Annotated in this window: 12 protein-coding genes and 1 pseudogene; 6 read left to right on the top strand and 7 right to left on the bottom strand. The window is 73.8% G+C overall.

What is annotated here, in order from left to right:
* Positions 1–8: 8 nt before the first annotated feature.
* Positions 9–1,046, top strand: a complete 1,038-nt coding sequence (locus tag ACF09J_RS03130) for a M23 family metallopeptidase (RefSeq protein ID WP_392303656.1) — start codon at positions 9–11, stop codon at positions 1,044–1,046.
* A 179-nt stretch (positions 1,047–1,225) separates the two neighbouring features.
* Positions 1,226–1,480: pseudogene (locus ACF09J_RS03125) on the top strand (aldo/keto reductase); the annotation flags it as partial.
* Positions 1,481–1,502: 22 nt separating this feature from the next.
* Here ACF09J_RS03125 and ACF09J_RS03120 read toward each other — a convergent pair.
* The 4 genes from ACF09J_RS03120 to ACF09J_RS03105 form a co-directional block, all read right to left on the bottom strand.
* Positions 1,503–2,876, bottom strand: a complete 1,374-nt coding sequence (locus tag ACF09J_RS03120) for a PrsW family intramembrane metalloprotease (RefSeq protein WP_392303655.1) — start codon at positions 2,874–2,876, stop codon at positions 1,503–1,505.
* A 19-nt stretch (positions 2,877–2,895) separates the two neighbouring features.
* Positions 2,896–3,741: a tRNA (guanosine(46)-N7)-methyltransferase TrmB gene (trmB, locus tag ACF09J_RS03115; protein ID WP_392303654.1), complete on the bottom strand. Its 846-nt coding sequence runs from the start codon at positions 3,739–3,741 to the stop codon at positions 2,896–2,898.
* A gap of 68 nt (positions 3,742–3,809) precedes the next feature.
* Positions 3,810–5,030, bottom strand: a complete 1,221-nt coding sequence (gene lhgO / locus ACF09J_RS03110; protein WP_392303653.1) for an L-2-hydroxyglutarate oxidase — start codon at positions 5,028–5,030, stop codon at positions 3,810–3,812.
* A gap of 119 nt (positions 5,031–5,149) precedes the next feature.
* The gene (locus ACF09J_RS03105; RefSeq protein ID WP_392303652.1) at positions 5,150–6,574 is read right to left on the bottom strand and encodes an MFS transporter; all 1,425 of its coding nucleotides are present in this window, start codon (positions 6,572–6,574) and stop codon (positions 5,150–5,152) included.
* Between the two features lie 684 nt (positions 6,575–7,258).
* On the opposite strand from ACF09J_RS03105, the gene ACF09J_RS03100 reads away from it, so the two are divergent.
* Positions 7,259–9,358, top strand: a complete 2,100-nt coding sequence (locus ACF09J_RS03100) for an asparagine synthase-related protein (protein WP_392303651.1) — start codon at positions 7,259–7,261, stop codon at positions 9,356–9,358.
* Here ACF09J_RS03100 and ACF09J_RS03095 read toward each other — a convergent pair.
* Positions 9,345–11,405: a sigma-70 family RNA polymerase sigma factor gene (locus tag ACF09J_RS03095; protein WP_392303650.1), complete on the bottom strand. Its 2,061-nt coding sequence runs from the start codon at positions 11,403–11,405 to the stop codon at positions 9,345–9,347. The genes ACF09J_RS03100 and ACF09J_RS03095 overlap by 14 nt on opposite strands.
* 182 nt (positions 11,406–11,587) lie before the next feature.
* On the bottom strand, positions 11,588–12,343 hold the full coding sequence (locus tag ACF09J_RS03090; RefSeq protein WP_392303649.1) for a TetR/AcrR family transcriptional regulator: 756 nt from the start codon (positions 12,341–12,343) through the stop codon (positions 11,588–11,590).
* Between the two features lie 396 nt (positions 12,344–12,739).
* On the opposite strand from ACF09J_RS03090, the gene ACF09J_RS03085 reads away from it, so the two are divergent.
* Positions 12,740–14,116, top strand: a complete 1,377-nt coding sequence (locus tag ACF09J_RS03085; protein WP_392303648.1) for an NAD(P)/FAD-dependent oxidoreductase — start codon at positions 12,740–12,742, stop codon at positions 14,114–14,116.
* Positions 14,117–14,351: 235 nt separating this feature from the next.
* Positions 14,352–16,037 carry a SpoIIE family protein phosphatase gene (locus tag ACF09J_RS03080; RefSeq protein ID WP_392303647.1) on the top strand — a complete coding sequence of 562 codons (1,686 nt, stop codon included), beginning with the start codon at positions 14,352–14,354 and terminating at the stop codon, positions 16,035–16,037.
* Between the two features lie 54 nt (positions 16,038–16,091).
* On the opposite strand, the gene ACF09J_RS03075 is transcribed toward ACF09J_RS03080, so the two are convergent.
* A complete protein-coding gene (locus ACF09J_RS03075; RefSeq protein ID WP_392304156.1) occupies positions 16,092–17,363 on the bottom strand; it encodes an MFS transporter in 1,272 nt (423 codons plus the stop codon).
* A gap of 178 nt (positions 17,364–17,541) precedes the next feature.
* Here ACF09J_RS03075 and ACF09J_RS03070 point away from each other — a divergent pair, with 178 nt between their 5' ends.
* Complete coding sequence (locus ACF09J_RS03070; RefSeq protein WP_392303646.1) at positions 17,542–18,105, top strand: MarR family winged helix-turn-helix transcriptional regulator; 564 nt, start codon at positions 17,542–17,544, stop codon at positions 18,103–18,105.
* The last annotated feature ends 500 nt before the right edge of the window (positions 18,106–18,605 follow it).

The following is an 18,605-nucleotide window of genomic DNA, read 5'->3' as shown; positions in this document are numbered from 1 at the left end:
GCGCCTTCGTGGCGTCCAACCCGCCTGCCCCGGAAGCCCCGTTCGCGCCGAGCCGCCAACACGGCGAGACCTTCGGCTACGACAGCCGACGTGCCGATGAGGGCCCCTGGGAGGAGTGGAACCCGAGCGCGGAGTCCATCCGTCCCGTCCGCGGCCGGCACCGCGTCGCCAAGCAGCGCGGCGGCGGACTCGCCCGCAGCTCCACCGTTCTCGGCGTCGGCGTCATCGCCGCCGTCGGCGCGGGCGGCATGGCCAGCGCCAACAGCGCCAAGCCGCCGGTGTCCATCTCGCTGCCCGACCTGCCCTCCGTGGGCTCCCTGTTCGACGACAACTCCGACGCCGCCCCCGAGGGCTCGGCCACCGCGCTCAGCGGCATCGGCGTGACCGCCGCCGAGACCCAGCAGGGCACCTCGGACGCCGGCGAGGTGCTGCGCAACCGGATCATGGCGCAGGCCGAGCAGCAGCAGGAGCAGAGCGAGGCCAAGGCCCAGGCGGACGCCCAGGCCGCCGCCGCCAAGAAGGCCGCCGACGACGCCGCGAAGGCGCGGAAGACGGCCGAGGCCGAGGCCACCGCCGCCAAGAAGAAGGCGGAGGAGGAGGCCGCGCAGAAGGCCGAGGAGGCGCGACTGGCCGAGCTGGCCAAGCAGTACACGCTGCCCACCTCCTCGTACACGCTCACCTCCACGTTCGGCCAGGCCGGCTCCATGTGGTCCTCCGGCTACCACACCGGCCTCGACTTCGCCGCGCCCACGGGCACCCTGCTCAAGGCGATCCACACCGGCACCGTCACCGAGGCCGGCTGGGCCGGTGCCTACGGCTACCGCACGATCGTCACCCTCGACGACGGCACCGAGCTCTGGTACTGCCACCAGTCGTCGATCAGCGTCAGCGTCGGCCAGCAGGTCAGCACGGGCGACGTGATCGGCCGCGTGGGCGCCACCGGCAACGTCACCGGGCCCCACCTCCACCTGGAGGTCCACCCGGGCGGCCAGTCCACCGGGATCGACCCGATGGCGTGGCTGCGCGACAGGGGCCTCACCCCCTGACGAGCGCGGACCGGTCCCACCGCCGACGAGCCCGTGGGACCTAGCCGTCCTCGACGCCTACACGGCCGCCGGAGGCAACTTCGTCGACACCGCCGACTCGTACTCCGCGTGGGTGGACGGCAACAGGGGCGGCGAGTCCGAGACGATCATCGGCTGGGGGTCCCCCCTGCTCGCAGTGCGCGCGGGCGCAGGGCGCGGCCAAGCACCTGGAGACCGAGCGCGGCCAGAAGGTCCTCACGGCCCTGGACGAGGTGGCGCGGGCCCATGACGCCGAGGTCGCCACGGTGGCCCTGGCCTGGCTCGCCGCACAGCCGACGGTGGCCGCCCCGATCGCCTCGGCGCGGACGGTGGAACAACTCCCGGCACGGCTCGGCGTCGCGGAGCTGCGGCTGACGGAGGAGGAGCTCGGGAAGCTGACGCGGGCGTCGGCGTGACTCCCGTCCCCGGGCCCGGGTCCTACGACGGGGTCCGGTACGGGTTGTACGACGGATACGGCGCCGCCGGACCGTGGGGATACGGCGTCGCCGGGCTGTACGGCCCGTACCCCAGCGGCCGCGGGTGCACCCCGTGGACCCCGTATCCCGGCCAGGGCGGCGCGGCCGGCGGCGTCGTCATCCTGGCCGCGTGGTCCAGTGCGGGCTGTGCCACCTCCCGCCTGCGCCACAGCTCGTGCAGCAGTTCCCGTTCCCGTACGGCGAAGTCGGCCCCGGCCCTGCCCCGGCGCCCGCGGTGCCGCAGGAACGCCAGCGAGGTCGCGTACGCCTCGTACTGGGCGACTGTGCGCGCCGCCTGCCTGCCGAGGTGGCGCCGGGCGTGGTCGCGCGCCAGTCTGCGCGCCCGCATGGAGGCCAGGGCGAACGGTTCGGCCGGGGTGAGCCATCCGGCGGCCGTGTACGCGGGCAGCTCCTCGCGCACGGTCCTCAGCTCGCGCTGCCGGGTCCAGACGACCAGCCAGGTCAGCAGCGCGAACGCGGGCACCATGATGGCGGCGTAGACCGCGAAGAAGCCGTACTCGCCGAAGGTCGCCGAACCGTTCCACAGGGCGTGCATGCCCATCGCGAGCAGCAGCCCGGCCGGCGGCGGCAGCAGGCGCAGCCGGCGGCGGCGGTTCCCGGACATCGCGGCGGCGATGCCGAACCCGATGCCGGTGAGCACGGTGAACAACGGGTGCGCGAACGGCGACATGATGACGCGGACGAAGAAGGTCGCCGCGGTGACGGAGGCGATGCCCCGGTCGCCGGTGAGCTGGTCGGTGCCGAAGGCGTTGCCGAGGTAGAGGATGTTCTCGGTGAACGCGAAGCCGGTCGCGGTCACGCCCGCGATGACGACCCCGTCGACGATGCCGGTGAAGTCGCGTCTGCGGAAGAGGAAGACCAGCAGCACGGCGGCGGCCTTCGCGGACTCCTCCACGACCGGCGCTATCACCGTCGCGCCCAGGGTGTCGGCGCCGTCGGGGTCGGCGGTCGCCGTGGCGATCCAGTGCGTGGCGAAACTGTTCGCGACGATCGCGATCAGGGCCGCCGCGCAGGCGCCCCAGGCGAACGCGAACACCAGGTTCCGCCAGGGGCCCGGCTCCACCCGGTCCAGCCAGCGGAAGGCGGCCGTCAGCAGCGGTACCGGCAGCACCGCGAGCCCGAGCCCGACGAGGAAGCCCTCGGTGCCGGTCTGCCGGCGCACCAGGGCGAGGATGACGAGGCCGGAGAGGGCGAGCAGGGTGACGAGGGCGCCGTACCTGACCCATCGCCGCTGCCACCAGTGCGCGTGCCGGGACGTGCCGCCGGGAGTGCCGGGAGCGCCGGGAGGTGTCGGGTACGGGGGGCAGGTGGCCACGGCATCGGCCCTCACGAGGTCACTGCGGCTGCTGGTCTTCCGGCCGGGGCACGCGGCGGAACAGCAGATCGTTCACCACATGACCCTTCTCCAGTCCCTGGCCCTCGAAACGGGTCAGCGGCCGGAAGCCGGGACGTGGCGCGTAACCGCCGTCGGGTCGGGTGTTCTCGAAGTCCGGGTGGGCCGTCAGCACGTCGAGCATCTGCTCGGCGTACGGCTCCCAGTCCGTCGCGCAGTGCACGATCGCCCCGGGCCTGAGCCGGGTGGCGGCCAGCGTCAGGAACTCCGGCTGGATCAGCCGCCGCTTGTGGTGCCGCTTCTTCGGCCAGGGGTCGGGGAAGTAGACGCGCAGCCCTTCGAGGCTGTCGGGGGTGAGCATCTCGCGCAGCAGGATGATGGCGTCGCCGTTGCCGACGCGGACGTTGCCGAGGCCGTGCCGGTCGGCGAGGCTCAGCAGGTTGCCCTGGCCCGGGGTGTGCACGTCGACGGCGAGGATGTTGGTGTCCGGGTCCTCGGCCGCCATCCGGGCGGTGGCCTCGCCCATCCCGAAGCCGATCTCCAGCACGACCGGGCGGGAGTTACCGAACAGCTCGGCGAGGTCGACCACCCGCTGCCCGTCGATGTCCAGGCCCCAGGTGGACCACAGCCGCTGCAACGCGTCCGCCTGGCCCGCGGTCACCCGGCTCCGGCGCGGCTGGAAGCTGCGGATCCGCCGCTCGAAGTGCGAGCCGGCCGGATCGGCCTTGGGCCCGTCGGGGAAACGCGGCTCCCCCTTGGCCCGGGTGTGCCGCAGGGACGCGCCGGGCGCGTGCCGGGGCAGCTCACCGGGGGCGGGAGCCTGGGGGGTGTTCAGCGAGTCAGTCACAGTGGGAACGATTTTACGGGGGCCCGGCACGGAGCGGCCCCCAAGGCCGACGGGGCCCGGCGCGCCCTTCATGCCGACGCCAGCACGGCCAGGGCCCGCCTCGCCACCTCGCGCCCGATCGGCAGCGAGGCGGTCGCCGCGGGACTGGGCGCGTTGAGCACGTGCACCGCGCGGGTGCCCTCCCTGATCAGGAAGTCGTCCACCAGCGTGCCGTCGCGCAGGACGGCCTGCGCCCGCACCCCGGCCTCGGCCGGCACCAGGTCGTCCTCCCGCACCGCGGGCACCAGCCGGCGCACCGCCCGGGTGAAGGCGGCCTTCGACACCGACCGCCGCAGCTCCCCGGCCCCGTACCGCCAGTGGCGGCGGGCGATCCGCCACGAGCCGGGCCAGCCCAGCGTCCCCGCCAGCTCCCGCGGCCGCACGGTCCCCCATCCGTAGCCCTCGCGGGCCAGCGCCGGCACCGCGTTGGGTCCGATGTGCACACCGCCGTCGACCCCGCGGGTGAGATGCACCCCGAGGAACGGGAACGCCGGATCGGGCACCGGGTACACCAGCCCCCGCACCAGCTCCGGCCGCGCCAGCTCGTAGTACTCCCCGCGGAACGGCACGATCCGCATGCCGGGGTCGTCCCCGGTCATCCGTGCCACCTCGTCGCAGTACAGCCCCGCGCAGTTGACCAGCGCGCGGGCGCGGACGATCTCACCGCGCGCGGTCAGGACGGCCACCCCGAGGTCCGGCCGGCGGTCCACCCGCACCACCCGGGCTCCGTACCGGATCCGCGCGCCGGAGGCCCGCGCCAGTTGCCGCGCCACCTGCGTGAAGTCGCAGATCCCCGTCGTGCCCACGTGGATCGCGGCCAGTCCGCGGACCTCGGGCTCGTACTCCTCGATCTGTGCGGGGCCCAGTTCGCGCACCGGAATGCCGTTCTCCCGGCCGCGCTGCACCAGCGCGTGCAGCCGGGGCAGCTCCTCCCGTCCGGTCGCCACGATCAGCTTGCCGGTCACCTCGTGCGCGATGCCGTACTCCGCGCAGAACTTGACCATCTCGGCGGCACCGCCGGCCGCGTACCGCGCCTTCAGTGAGCCCGGCCGGTAGTAGATCCCGCTGTGGATCACCCCGCTGTTGCGTCCCGTCTGGTGCCGGGCCGGGCCCTGCTCCTTCTCCAGCACGGTCACGCGGGTGCCCGGCGCGGCGCGGGTGATCGCGTACGCCGTCGACAGGCCGACGATGCCACCTCCGATCACCAGCACGTCGCAGTCGTAAGCGATGTCCGGCCGCACCTGCTCCACCTCCCGCCTCGATAGTGCACTGCGCCACTGACAATGCCGTCGAAGCGGGGGGACCGCGCGGCCGGGGTGTCCGGCCGGGCGGGGTCGGGGTCTTTCGTCCGGATCAGGCCGGGGTCGTCTCAGGCCGGGGTCATCAGCAGCGGGCGGGCCCGTTCGCGCAGCTCGACCACGCGTGGCTCGTCGCTGTACGGCTCCAGCCGGTGCAGGAGGTCCTTGACGTACTCCGTGGTGCGCGCGGAGGAGATCCGCCCGGCGACCTCCACGGCCCGCACACCCTGCTCGCAGGCCGCGTCCAGGTTGCCGGACTCCAGTTCGGCGACGGCCGAGACGACCAGCCTGAGGCCGTGCGAGCGGACGAACTCCTCCGTCGGCTTCGACAGGGCCTGCTCGGTGAAGCGGCGGACCTGGCGGGGCGCCTTCAGGTCCCGGTAGCACTCGGCGGCGTCGGCGGCGAACCGGTCGTAGCCGTAGAAGCCGAGCCAGGACGGGTCGTTGTCCCCGTCGCGGGACCGCTCGAGCCAGCCCTCGGCCGCCTTCAGTGCGGCGCCGGCCGCCTGGGCGTCGCCCGCGCGCGCGTGGGCGCGTGCCTCGACGAGCCGGAAGAAGCTCATGGTGCGGGCGGTGGCCAGGCCCCGGTTGCGCTCCAGGGCTGCCTGCGCCAGGTCGACGCCCTCGTCGCCGAAGCCGCGGTAGGTCGCCTGGAGGGACATGGAGGCCAGGACGTAGCCCCCGAGGGGCACGTCGGCGGCGGCACGGGCCAGGCGCAGCGCCTGGATGTAGTAGCGCTGGGCGGCCTCCTGCTGGCCGGTGTCGAAGGCCATCCAGCCCGCGAGCCGGGTCAGTTCGGCCGAGGCGCCGAACAGCGCCCTGCCGACCTCGTCGGAGTACGCGGCGAGCAGCAGGGGCGCAGCCTCCACGCGTAAGCACTCCGGCACCATCGACGAACGCCAGTCGCCGCCTCCGTACTTGGAGTCCCAGCGTCTGGCGTCCTCGGCGGCCTCCCGCAGCTTCCGCACATCGCTGTGGCCGACTTTGACCGGTGCGCCGGAGGCCTCCGCAGGGCCCGTCGCGCGTGCCACCGAGCTGTCGGCCGGGGTTATCAGCCAGCGCGAGGCGGGCGTTGCGTATGCGCTCACTGCGAACGATCCCGCGAGCGACTGCCAGATGCCGCCGGAGCCTGCCCGGCGGCCGGCGAGGTCGAGCCGGTACAGCTCCGTCGCCGACTTCACCGCCTGGCCCACGTCCCTGGGAAAGGCGAGGCCCACCTCGGGTGCGGGATCCGCGTCGGCCAGGCCGATCTCGTGGAGCGGCACCGGACGGCCGAGCTTCTGCCCGATGGCGGCCGCGATGAGGTGCGGCGCCGCACCCTGCGGCACCATCCCCTTCGAAACCCAGCGCGCCACCGAGGTCTTGTCGTAGCGAAGCGTCAACCCGCGCTGTGCGCCGAGGTCGTTGACGCGCCGCGCGAGGCCTGCGTTGCTGATTCCCGCGAGGGCGAGAACGGCGCCGAGCTTTTCGTTCGGCCCGCGTTGCTCCCTGGACATGCGCCACCCCTCGACACAGACGGCTGCCGCGCTGGCATAACCACGCGGCATTCGTAAACCCAGCGTAGTTCGCCGCATCCCAAGCGTTAAGGGGCATTCTTCCGGATGGCGGGATTGTGGCCCGCACGCAAGTGCGGGCCCTGCACGCAGGGTTGCGGCGTGCACCTGTCGTGTGGCCGTGCGCCCGTGCGTGCGCTCTTCTCCGGCCACCGGGGGAGCGGTTCCATGGTCCTGCGTGGGTCGGCCCGCTGTACTGGATCCAGTGGGCTGGGGGACACCGCCGCCTTCATCCCCGCGGGTGGCGGAACGGTCCGGGGGGCGAACTCCGCCTCCCGGACTGCGTGTTGTCTGCGTGATGCGCAGAGCGAGTACGGAGCGTGCGCACACGTGTCCCCATGGCGTGGAATTGGCCGAAAATCGCCCCTGCGGCCCGCCGTCGAATTCCCGTCCCTACCACGGCACTTGAGGGCGTGAAGGGTGTTGCGGGGAGCGCATCAGGGGGCGCATTCGAGTCGCAGCGGCCTTGTGCGGTACGGGGGTTCGCCACCTGCGGGGCAGGCGCCCGGGGGCGCGCACACCGCATCGAAGGCGGCTCCGCCTCCCCTCCGGCGCGCCTCCTTCGTGGCAGCATGGTGACCCGGTTCGTTGCGGTGCACTGGTTGCCCACAGGCGGTGGAGGCTTCGATGCGGTGGTTGGTGGGTTGGAGCAGCACCGCCGCGGGCGACACGGGGCTCGGCTCCGCCGGCGCCGCCGGCCACGACGGCCAGACCCTGCAGCCGGTGGGCTCCCAGCTCCTGTGGGGCGACCCCGACCCGCTGTGGGCGGTCGGCGACTGGCGCCCGGACGAGATCCGCGTGGTGCAGGCCGACGCCCGGACCCGGATCGCGGTGCTCGGCATCTGCGGGGCCTCCGACGAACAGCTGCGGCTCGGCCTGTTCGCCGCGCGCGGGGGCGCGCTCAGGCATCTGACGGCCTGGCCGGGAAGCTACACCGCCGTCGTACAGGTGGGCCGCCGCGTCACCGTCTGCGGCGACCTCGCCGGAGCCCGCCCGGTGTTCCACACCCCGTGGGCCGGCGGCACGGCGTACGCGACGGCCGCGCTGCCGCTGGCCGACCTCGTCGAGGCCAACCTCGACTTCGGGCACCTGGCCGCCCTGCTGGCCGCCCCCGACGTACCGGCCGCGCTGGACGACTCCACGCCCTACGAGGGCGTACGGCGGGTTCCGCCGGGACACACGCTGATCCTGCGTGCGGGGGCGCGCGAGGTCGCGGGCTACGAGCCGGTCGCCTCGCTCGCGGTGGCCGCGCCGCCGGCCGACCCGGACAGCGCCGTCGACGCGGTGCGCGACGCGCTGGTGGAAGCCGTCCGCGCCCGTCTGTCGGCGCCCCGGCACGTACCCGACATCGACCCCGGCCCGGTGCCCGGCATGGGCCCCGCCGAGCGCCGCGCGGCCCGCGGGATGCCGGTGCCGGGCATCGGGGCCGACCTGTCCGGCGGACCGGCCTCGGGCACGCTCGCGCTGCTGGCCGCCGGGCTGCCGGGCCGTCCGGGCACCCTCCTGGGCCACGGCACGGGAGCCGGTGAGCGCCTGCTCGCGGTGACCTTCAACGACCTGACGGCCACCGGGCGCGAGGCCGAGCTGGAACGGGCCGGGACGCTCGCGGCCAACCCGCGCCTGCACCACGTGGTGGTGACCGGCGGCGAGGACGTACTGCCCTACGCCGAACTGGACGGGCCCCTCACCGACGAACCCGGCCCGTCCCTCGTCGCGGCGGCGCGGCACCGCGCCCGGCTCGCGGCGGGCAGCGCGGACCACTTCACCGGCCACGGCGCCCGGCAGGTCCTGGACGCCCACCCCGCGCGCCTGGCCGACCTGCTGATGGACCGCAAGCGCCGCCATCTGGTCAAGCCCGTCGCCGCGCTCGCCAAGGCCGACGGATCGGTCATGGTCCCCGCGCGCGTGTACGGCGCGGCGCGGCGGCTGGCGCGGACGCCCTACCGCGCGGGGCTCGACCTGCTCGCCGAACGGCTGCTGCACCGCCGCTTCGAGGAGCCCGCGGGCACTGTCGGCGCCTCCCTGGCCGCACTCACCTGGGCCAGACCCGGGCCCGCGGCCCGGTGGCTGACCGGAGAGGCACTGGCTGAAGTATCGGTTCGCCTGCAAGGCGCCACCCACCGTTCGGGAGTGGGGCCCGGGCAGCGGCCGGGCGACTACCGCGCGCGTGCCGCCCTCGCCCGGCACGCGGCGGACCTGCGGGTACTGGAGCAGGCGGCCGAGGTCCGCTCCCAGCGGCTGCACACGCCCTTCCTCGACAACCAGGTCGTCCGCGCCTGCCGGGCCCTGCCCGAGGCCCTGCGGGTGCAGCCGGGCGCCCGCGCGGCGATCCTGCGCACGGTCCTCCAGGGCGCCGGAGTGGGCGACCTGCCACCGGGCTGGGGCACTCCCTCGCACGCCTCGGCCACGGCGGCGTCCCACACCGGGCTGCGCGTCGCCGTCAACGACCTGGTGGACCTGTTCGCCACCCCCCTGCTCGCCGAGGCCGGCCTGGTGGAGGCCCGGGTGGTGCGCAAGGCCCTGCGCGCGGCGTCGCAGGGCGAACCGCTGCCGCTGGACGGCCTGGCGGAACTGGTGTCCCTCGAGTTGTGGCTGCGGCGCCTGCTGTCCCGCCGCGGCACCTGCTGGACCGGCACGCCCGCGCGTGCCCGCGCCGTGCCGGCGGGCATCGCGCCGCAGCGGGGCGCGCTGGCCTCCGGCGGCCGGCCGAGCCCTACCGGCAGGTGAACCGGGACTCGGCCCAGTCCGCGAGGGCCACGGTGTCGTAGGTGCTGCGCGGCTCGACGACCAGACGTACGGTCCGGTGGCCGGCGAGGCTCACATGGACGGCGACGGCCGGGTCACCGCCCGCGATCGTCCCCGAGTTCCACAGGCGGACGCCGTCGGCGTACACCGAGAAGGAGACCCGGCCGAGCCCGGCCGTCAGGTCGTCGACACCGACCACGGCGTCGTAGGCGGAGCACTCGAGGTTGAGGTCGAGGGTGACGGACGACCTGCCGTGCACGGTCACCCCGTGCGCGTACCGCCGGCCGGCGACCGACAGGCCGCGGCGCTGCCACACCCAACTGCTCGCGCCGATCCGTATCTCGGGGCGGGTGCCGTCTCCGGTGACGTCGTACTTCAGCTCGTTCCACGGGAAGACCGCGGGCGCGGGAGGGGGAGCCGGCGTGGGGGCGGGAGGCGGAGTGGGAGCAGGAGTGGGTGCGGGCTCCATCGTCGGGGTGGGTGTGGGCGTGGGTGTGGGCGCGGGCGTCGGTGACGGCTTGGGCGCCGGTGTGGGGGCGGCCGAGGGGAGCGGCGTTGCCGCGGCGGGAAGCGCCGGAGGCTTCTTGGCGCTCGGCGTCGGTGCCGGTCTCGGCGGCTCGGGCGTCGGGGCGGGCGCGGGCGGGGAGGGAGTCGTCGGTTCCGGCGGCTGCGGGGCCTCGGCGACCGGGGCGGACGCGGCGGGCCGCGCCTCCGGCTTGCCGACCGGGGTCTCCTGGCCGGCCAGCGCGAGCGCGACCGCGGCGGCGGCGACCACACCGGCCGCGATCCCCGCCTTCACCGACGCGCCCAGCCCCTCCGAGGCCACCGCGCCCCCGCCACCGGAGGAACCCCCGGCCGCGGCACTCGCCGCTCCCGCCGCTCCCGCCGCGCCCGCGCCGCCGGCGACGATGCCGAGCGCCTTGGCGTATCCGGCGGCGCCGAACCAGCCGATGACGGCGACCGGGACCACGGCCGGGATGCCGCCGGCGACCTCGGCGATCTGGGTCGCCGCCAGCCGGCATCCGGCGCACTCCTCCATGTGCTTGCGCAGCCCGCGCTCGGCACGGGTGCGCAGCTTGCCGCGGGCGTAGCCGCCGAGCTGGTCGGCGTACCTGGCACACTCCTCGTCGGCGGTGAGGGAGGCACTGACGTGGGCCTGGAGGTAGGCCTGCCGCAGCCCCTCCCGGGCCCGGCTGGCCAGCACCCGGGTGCCGTTGGCGTCCAGCCCGAAGAGCGTGGCGACCGCGCTCGGCGACTCGTCCTCGACCTCCGTGTGCCACAGCACGGCCTGCCACCGCTCGGGCAGCGAGCGGAAGGCCCGCATGGCCATCGACTGCTCCGCCTCGTGCATCGCGCGCACATCGGCGCCGAGGTCCAGGCCCGCTCCGAAGGACCCGGCGGCTTCGTCCGACAACTCCGTGCCCCGCGCGGCCTGGACGGCGAACACCGCGAAGTCGTCGACGAGTTGCTCGCGCCGGGCGGTCCTGGTCCACTGCGCGGCGACCCGCCGGACGGTGGTGAGCAGATAGGCGCGTACGGCGTGCTCGGGGCCGGAGCCGCCGCGCACCGCCTGGAGCACCCGGACGAACACCTCGGCGGTCAGGTCGTCGGCGGTGTGGGCGTCCCGGCAGCACGTGCGCGCGTACCGGCGCACGGCGTCGGCGTGCCGCCGGTACAGCTCCTCGTACGCGCTGTCGTCGCCTGCCCGCACCCGGCCGATCAGCTCGGCGTCGGACGGCGGCAGGTCCGCCGAGGACACCGGTCCCGCCACGGACGACGCGTCGCCCTCCTCGAACCGCTCGCGCTGCGCCGGTACGCCGCCCTGCGCCCGTGAGCCCTGCGCCGGAGAACCCCCCGGCCCCGCGGGACCCCCCTGCGCCGGGATCCCGCCCTTGGCCCGCCCGGTGCCGCGCGGAGTCCCGGACGTCGGTCCGCCCTGGGCCGGCACCTGCGGGGCGTCCGGCCCGTCCGGTCCGTCCGTCCGCGAACCGCCGTCACCGACGCCGTCGCCACGCCCGTCAACGCTCATCGCGCAAACGCCCCCGTTGTCGGCCGGACCGTCCCGATCACCGGGTCAGACTGCCACAGCGGCCGCCACCGGGCCCCGGCCGCGGGGATCCTCCACTCGTCCGTGGGGATCCGTCGCGTCCCGGCACCGTCCTCACCCGTACGGGAACGTCCGCCGGGCCTGGCTCACACGGGGGACACCGCTCACGCGGGCCGCGAGCGCAGCCCCTCCAGCAGGATCTCCAGCAGCCGGGCCGAGGCGGCGGCCTGCTGCGCCGCGTCCGGCAGCGCGGGCGCCGCCGTCGCGATGACCAGCAGCACGTCCGACACCGACACGTCCGGCCGCAGTTCGCCCGCCGCGCGCGCCCGCTCCACGAGCCGGCCCACGACCTCCAGCAGCGCCGCCGCCCCCGCGTCGTCCCCCGCCGCGCCGGACGCGGACCCCGCCCCGTCGGGCACGAGCCTGAGCTCCCCGGAGCCCGGCTGGACGCGCTGCTGCGGCACCCGGGGGTCGGCACGGTCCTCGGCGACCGAGACCCGCAGCACCTGCGGCGGCAGCAGCCGCCCGGCACCGGACGCCACCGACGTCCGCAGGAAGCGGGAGAGCGCCGACCACGGCTCGTCCTCCTGGCCGAGCGCGGCCCGCGCCTGGTCGGCCAGCCGCGAGGTCTCCTCCTCGGCTATCCGCCGAACCAGGACGTCCTTGCTCGGGAAGCGCCGGTACACCGTGCCGACGCCGACCCGCGCGCGCCGAGCCACGTCCTCCATCGGCGCGCCGTACCCCAGCTCGCCGAAGACCTCGCGGGCCGCCCGCAGCACATGTTCGAGGTTGCGCTGTGCGTCCACGCGCAGCGGCGCCGTCCGGCCCGTCCGGGGCTCGTCCCCGCGCGCGTTGCCCATCGCCCCGCCACCGGGCGCCGCGGCGGACGCGGTGGACCAATGAGTGCCCTGAATGTGCATAAGTGATCCCCCGGTAATGACGTCTCCCCCCGGAGACTCTCCCCGTCCCTGATTCCGGAGCGCGCGGAACGGGATCACGCACGATCGGGCCCGCCCCCGAGACCGGATGGTGCTCGGCGGGCTCGCTCGGAGCGCATCCCCCACACCCCGTCGACACACGAACATAGTTGAGAGGCAGTCAATTCAGAAGGGGCAGGTTCCGCACGGAGCGCCCCCCGATCGGAGTACGAGCCGTATACGTCCGTATTGCGCCCCCTTCCGACCCCCGGCGCACACCTACTGACCTGCGTGCTTTCCTCGCACACCGATAATTCGGCCAACCACGCGCCGCTCCGGCCGACGGTCACACAATTCGCCGGGGCTGTGGACAAACGAGAGAGTCGGGTGCGTCATGGGATGGTGAAGGAACGTGCGCGCATTCTCGTTGTCGGCGGCGGCTACGTCGGGATGTACACGGCCCTGCGCCTGCAGCGGCGGATGAAACAGGAGCTCAGCCGGGGCGAGGCGGAGATCACGGTGGTCACGCCCGATCCCTATATGACGTATCAGCCCTTCCTGCCCGAGGCCGCGGCCGGCGCGATCTCCCCGCGGCACGTCGTCGTCCCGCTGCGCCGCGTGCTCGACCGGTGCCGCATCATCGTCGGCGAGGCCACCTCCATCGACCACGCGCACCGCACCGCGACCCTCACCACCCTCGCCACGGAGGAGACCGGGGGCACCGAGAAGCTGGCGTACGACGAACTCGTCCTCGCCCCGGGTTCCGTCTCGCGCACCCTGCCCATCCCCGGGCTGCTCGACTACGGCATCGGCTTCAAGACCGTCGAAGAGGCCATCGGGCTGCGCAACCACGTCATCGAGCAGATGGACATCGCCTCCTCCACCCGCGACCCCGCGATCCGTGACGCCGCCCTCACCTTCGTCTTCGTCGGCGGCGGGTACGCGGGCGTGGAGGCGCTCGGCGAACTGGAGGACATGGCCCGCTACGCCGCCCGCTACTACCACAACGTCAAGCCCGAGGACATGAAGTGGATCCTCGTCGAGGCCTCGGACCGCATCCTGCCCGAGGTCGGCGAGGAGATGGGCCGCTACACGGTCACCGAACTGCGCCGCCGCAACATCCAGGTCCTCCTGCGCACCCGCCTGGAATCGTGCGCCGACCGGGTCGCCGTCCTCAGTGACGGGCAGCGCTTCCCGACCCGTACGGTCGTGTGGACCGCGGGCGTCAAACCGCACCCGATCCTCGCCGCCAGCGACCTGCCGCTGAACGAGCGCGGGCGCCTGAAGTGCACCGCCCGGCTGACGGTCGAGGGCGTCGAGCACGCCTGGGCCGCGGGCGACGCCGCCGCCGTCCCCGACGTCACCACCGGCGAGCCGGGCAGCCTGACCGCTCCCAACGCCCAGCACGCGGTCCGCCAGGCCAGGGTCCTGGGCGACAACATCAGCCACTTCCTGCGCGGCGAACCCCTGGAGACATACGCGCACAAATACGCCGGCTCGGTCGCCTCGCTGGGACTGCACAAGGGCGTCGCGCAGGTCTACGGGCGCAAACTGAAGGGCTACCCGGCCTGGTTCATGCACCGCGCCTACCACCTGAGCCGGGTGCCCACGGTCAACCGCAAGACCCGGGTGCTCGCCGAATGGATGCTGGCGGGACTCTTCAAACGGGAGATCGTCTCCCTGGGTTCACTCGAACACCCCCGGGCGGAGTTCGAACTCGCTGCCGGTGGAAAGCATCCTCTCGACCCGAACATCAACCCGAAAGGGTCGTCCTGACCGGACCGGGGAACTCCGCCGCACGCCCCGGCGTCCCACGGATGCCGGCGCGGTCGGCCACACCGCCCAACCGGCCCGCGACCGAGGACGGGCAGCCACCCGCCCGGCACGGATGACGCGTTCCCGCCGTCCCGCATCCCCGGGACGGTAAGAATGTGCGGTCACCGCCGCGCGGCCCCTGACCCCCGGCCCGGGCCCGGAGCCGGCCTGAGACGACGACACGAGGCAAGGATTCGTGAACTTCACGCGCTGGAGCGCCCGGCTCCCCGGCATCACCGGAACGCAGCGCCGCGCGGCGGCGCGGCTCGATCTCGCAACCGTCACGGACCGGCGGCCGGACGGCACCGTACCCGCGGCCCGCGCCGAACAACTGACCGACGAGACGGCGCCGGTGCCCGCCGTCGACGAACTTCCCGCACGTGAGGTCCTCGACCGCGTCCCGGCCCTCGTCGCCCTCGTCCACGGCCCCGACCACCGCATCGCCTACGTCAACGACGCCTACACGGCGGCCTTCGGCGTACGCCCGCTCGGCGGACCCGCCCGCGAGGCCCTGCCCGAACTGCATGAGCTGGGCCTGCTCCCGCTCCTGGACCAGGTGCTGCGCAGCGGCAGGCCCCGCACCCTGAAGTCCCGCAAGGCACCCGACGGCCGCTCCTACACGTTCACGTGCACCCCGGTCGCCGAACCGAAGAACGACGCACGCGACGGCCGCGGGGTTCTCGTCTTCGCCACCGACGTCACGGACCACGCCGACGCCGCCGAACGCCTGCGCGCCAGCGAGCGCCGGCAGCGCGAGACCGCCGTCACCCTCCAGCGCTCGCTCCTGCCCCAGGTGCTGGAGCAGCCCGACGACCTGCGCATCGCCGCCACCTACCAGCCGGGCGGCACGGAGGCCGCGGTCGGCGGCGACTGGTACGACGTCATCACCCTCGGCGGCGGCCGCACGGCACTGGTCATCGGCGACGTGATGGGCAGAGGGGTGCGCGCGGCCGCCGTCATGGGCCAACTGCGCACCGCCGTCCGCGCCTACGCCCGCATGGACCTGCCCCCGCACGAGATCCTGCAGCTCCTGGACGGCCTCGCCGCGGACATCGACGCCAACCAGATCGCCACCTGCGTCTACGCCGTCCACGACCCCAACGAGGGCCGCCTGGTGTACGCCTCCGCCGGGCACCTGCCGATCCTGGTCCGCGACGAGAACGGCACCGTGCTGCGCGCCGACGAACCCACCGGCCCGCCGCTCGGCACGGGCGGCTGGGTGCACGCCTCCGGCTCGGTCCCGCTGGGCCCCGGCTCCACGGCGGTCCTCTACACCGACGGACTGGTGGAACGCCGCGACGAGGACCTCGACGAGGGGATCGCCGCGCTGGAACGCGCGCTGGCCGGCGCCACCGGCTCCCCCCAGGTGGTCTGCGACCGGCTGGTCCGCTCGGCCGGTGTGCAGGCCGACCACGACGACGACGTGGCCGTCCTCGTACTCCAGCACCCCGCCCGCACCGGCCCGGACGGCGAACTCTTCCGCAACGCCGCACTGGAGCTGCTCGGCGGAGTGGAAGCGGCACCACGCGCGCGTGCGTTCGCCTCGGGGGTCCTCGCGAGCTGGCGCTTCCCGCCCGATCTGCACGACCTCGGCGTCCTCGCCGCCAGCGAACTGGTCGCCAACTCCCTCCAGCACGGCACCCCGCCCATGCGGCTGCGGCTCCGGCGCACCGACCGCCGCCTCATCGTCGAAGTCACCGACGGCGACGACCACCTTCCCAGGCGACGCCGCGCCGACCCGGGCGACGAGTCGGGCCGCGGCATCGCCATCATCGCCACCATCGCCACCAACTGGGGTGCGCGCAGAACCCCGGGCGGCGGCAAGGCGGTGTGGTGCGAGTTCACCCTGCCGGGGGCGGCGGACCGGCGGGGCCCGCGCTGAGAGGGACCGTCCGCCGGGGCGCGGGGATCCGTGCCCCGGCGGACGGGAGCGGGCTCACGCCTCGGCGCCCACCGGCTCCGCGGGCACCCCGCCCCGGGCGACGACGCGGCTCCGCGCGGCAAACGGATGGTCCTGCACCGCGCTGAGCCCACGGCCCAGCCGCAACGCCAGGACGGTGATCAGGAGCGAGAACCCCAGGAACGTCACCACGTACGGCCCCGGCAGCGAGGCCGCCAGCGGGCCGCCCGCCGCCGGGCCGAGCGCCAGCGCGAGCTGCTTCACCAGGGCGAAAGCCGAGTTGTACTGCCCGGCCATCCCCTCCGGAGCGAGATCCGCCACCAGCGGCGCGACCGTCGGCGACAGCATCGCCTCACCGAGCCCGAACAGGGCGTACGTCGAGACGAACGCGGCCGTGGCCATCGCCCGGCTGCCGTGCCCGAGCCCCGCGTACGCCGCCGCGGCCCACGCCACGGCCCAGATCAGCCCCACGGCCGCGATCACCCGCGACCGCCGCCGGCGCTCCACGAACTTCAGCACGGCGAACTGCGCCACCACGATCAGCAGCGTGTTCGCGGCCAGTGCCGTCCCCAGCGTCGACGTGTCGATGCCGGCGGCCTCCACGCCGTACGCGCTCAGACCCGACTCGAACTGTCCGTAGCAGGCGAAGAACAGCACGAAGCCCAGCACGCAGAGCTGCACCATCGCGCGGTTCCCGACGAGCTGCCGCCAGCCGGTCCCCGCCGCCTTTCCGGCCCCCGCCGGGTCGTCGGCGATCCGCGGCGAGTGCGGCATCCGCACCGTCGCCATCAGCGCGACCAGCAGCAGGAACACCGCCGCCTCGATGCCGAACAGCAACGTGAAGGAGGAGACCCGGGTGGTGTCGACGAGGTGGCCCCCGATCAGGCCACCCACGCCCAGCCCGAGGTTCTGGAGGAAGAACTGCATCGCGAATGCCCGCGACCGCGTCTCCGCCGTCGAGCAGTCCACGATCATCGTCGCCAGCGCCGGCTGCATCACGGCCTGACCCGCGCCGAGCGCGGCCGCCGACAGCAGCACGGCTCCGGCTCCGCCCGCCAGTCCCAGGCTCAGCGCGCCGAGCGCGGCCGTGACCAGGGCGGCGAGCAGGACCGGCAGCGGGCCGCGCCGCACGATCGCCCGGCCGGCGAACGGCAGCACGATCAGCGCGGCCACGGCGAAGACGGCGAGGACGATCCCCGCCGTCATGGCTCCCAGACCCCGCACCTGCGCCACATAGACGTACAGGTAGGGGACGGTGAAGCCGAGCCCGAACGCGCTGAGTGCGTTGCCCACATGGATCCGGCGCATCGCTGCGCCCATCGCCCTGGTCACGTTCACCCTCTCTTGAGCAGGTAGCAAGTAGTGGACAGAAGGTTGCTTGAAGTGGTCAGTAGTTAGAACTGAAGACTTCGAAGCTAAACTTCGAAGCTAAACAGTACACCTGGAAGGACTTCAACGCCAAGCAGTCACGTGCCATACTGCGGACATGGGCGACACCCCCGGCGGCATCGACGGCATCGGCACCGAGCCTGCGCTCGAAGAGCAGATCGCCGCCTACCAGCGCGAGTTCCAGGACCTCGACCCCCAGGTCGAGCAGATCGTCTCCGCGCTGTCCCGGCTCAACCGCCGGATGAACGTGGCCTACGGCCGGCAGACCGCGGCGCTCGGCATAAGCAACGCCGACTGGGAGGTGCTGAAGGCCCTCGTCCTCTCCGGCGCCCCGTACCGTCTGGGCCCGAGCGACCTCGCCAAGCGCCTTGGCCTCACCCCCGCCGCGATGACCCACCGCATCGACCGGATGGTGACCGAGGGCCTGGTCACCCGGGAGCGCGACGAGGCCAACCGCGTCCGGGTCATCGTGGAGCTGACGTCCGAGGGCCGCGAGAAGTGGCTGGAGGTCATGCGGCTGGCCACGGTCTTCGAGGGCGACCTCCTCCAGGACCTGTCCCCGGCCGAGCGCACGGCCCTCGGCGAGGTCCTGACCAGGATCCTCCGCCGCGTGGAGCACGCCCAGCCGGACGCCGGCGGACGGCTCAGCGACCTCGACTGAGAACCTCTGGGAGAACGCCCGGCCAGGACGCTTGACAGTCGCCTGCCGGATCCGTAATGTTCTCCGGGTTGCCGCGGAGCCGTAAGGGTTCCGCGAAGACACCTCCGCCGCACATGCGGCACCCAAACCACCAGCACGATCTCCCGTCCGGGATTGTTTTCGGCGTGCCCGAATTCAATTTCGAATGGGACTCGTCGATCTTGATCCGGCGCCCGCAGGGCCCGATTGGGAAACGTCGAGGGAATCCGCTAAGGTTTGAGACGTCGGAACGGCCCAACAGCCGGGAAGACAAACCCCGCTGACTGGGGGTCAGGTCGAGAAAAGGATCTGATAGAGTCGGAACCGCCGGAAAGGGAAACGCGAGAGCGGGAACCTGGAAAGCACCGAGGAAATCGGATCGGAAAAAGATCTGATAGAGTCGGAAACACCGAAGGGAAGCGCCCGGAGGAAAGCCCGAGAGGGTGAGTACGAAGGAAGCGTCCGTTCCTTGAGAACTCAAC

Source organism: Streptomyces sp. NPDC014889, from assembly GCF_043081205.1.
GTDB lineage: Bacteria > Actinomycetota > Actinomycetes > Streptomycetales > Streptomycetaceae > Streptomyces.
The sequence above is the reverse complement of the archived record's forward strand: the minus strand, read 5'-3'. Positions and strand labels throughout refer to the sequence as shown.

Coding starts and splice junctions, on each gene's coding strand:
- ACF09J_RS03100 (WP_392303651.1), top strand. CDS start 7,259: ATGCGGTGGTTGGTGGGTTGGAGCAGCACCGCCGCGGGCGACACGGGG.
- ACF09J_RS03090 (WP_392303649.1), bottom strand. CDS start 12,343: ATGCACATTCAGGGCACTCATTGGTCCACCGCGTCCGCCGCGGCGCCC.
- ACF09J_RS03105 (WP_392303652.1), bottom strand. CDS start 6,574: ATGTCCAGGGAGCAACGCGGGCCGAACGAAAAGCTCGGCGCCGTTCTC.
- ACF09J_RS03085 (WP_392303648.1), top strand. CDS start 12,740: ATGGTGAAGGAACGTGCGCGCATTCTCGTTGTCGGCGGCGGCTACGTC.
- ACF09J_RS03070 (WP_392303646.1), top strand. CDS start 17,542: ATGGGCGACACCCCCGGCGGCATCGACGGCATCGGCACCGAGCCTGCG.
- ACF09J_RS03095 (WP_392303650.1), bottom strand. CDS start 11,405: ATGAGCGTTGACGGGCGTGGCGACGGCGTCGGTGACGGCGGTTCGCGG.
- ACF09J_RS03075 (WP_392304156.1), bottom strand. CDS start 17,363: ATGCGCCGGATCCATGTGGGCAACGCACTCAGCGCGTTCGGGCTCGGC.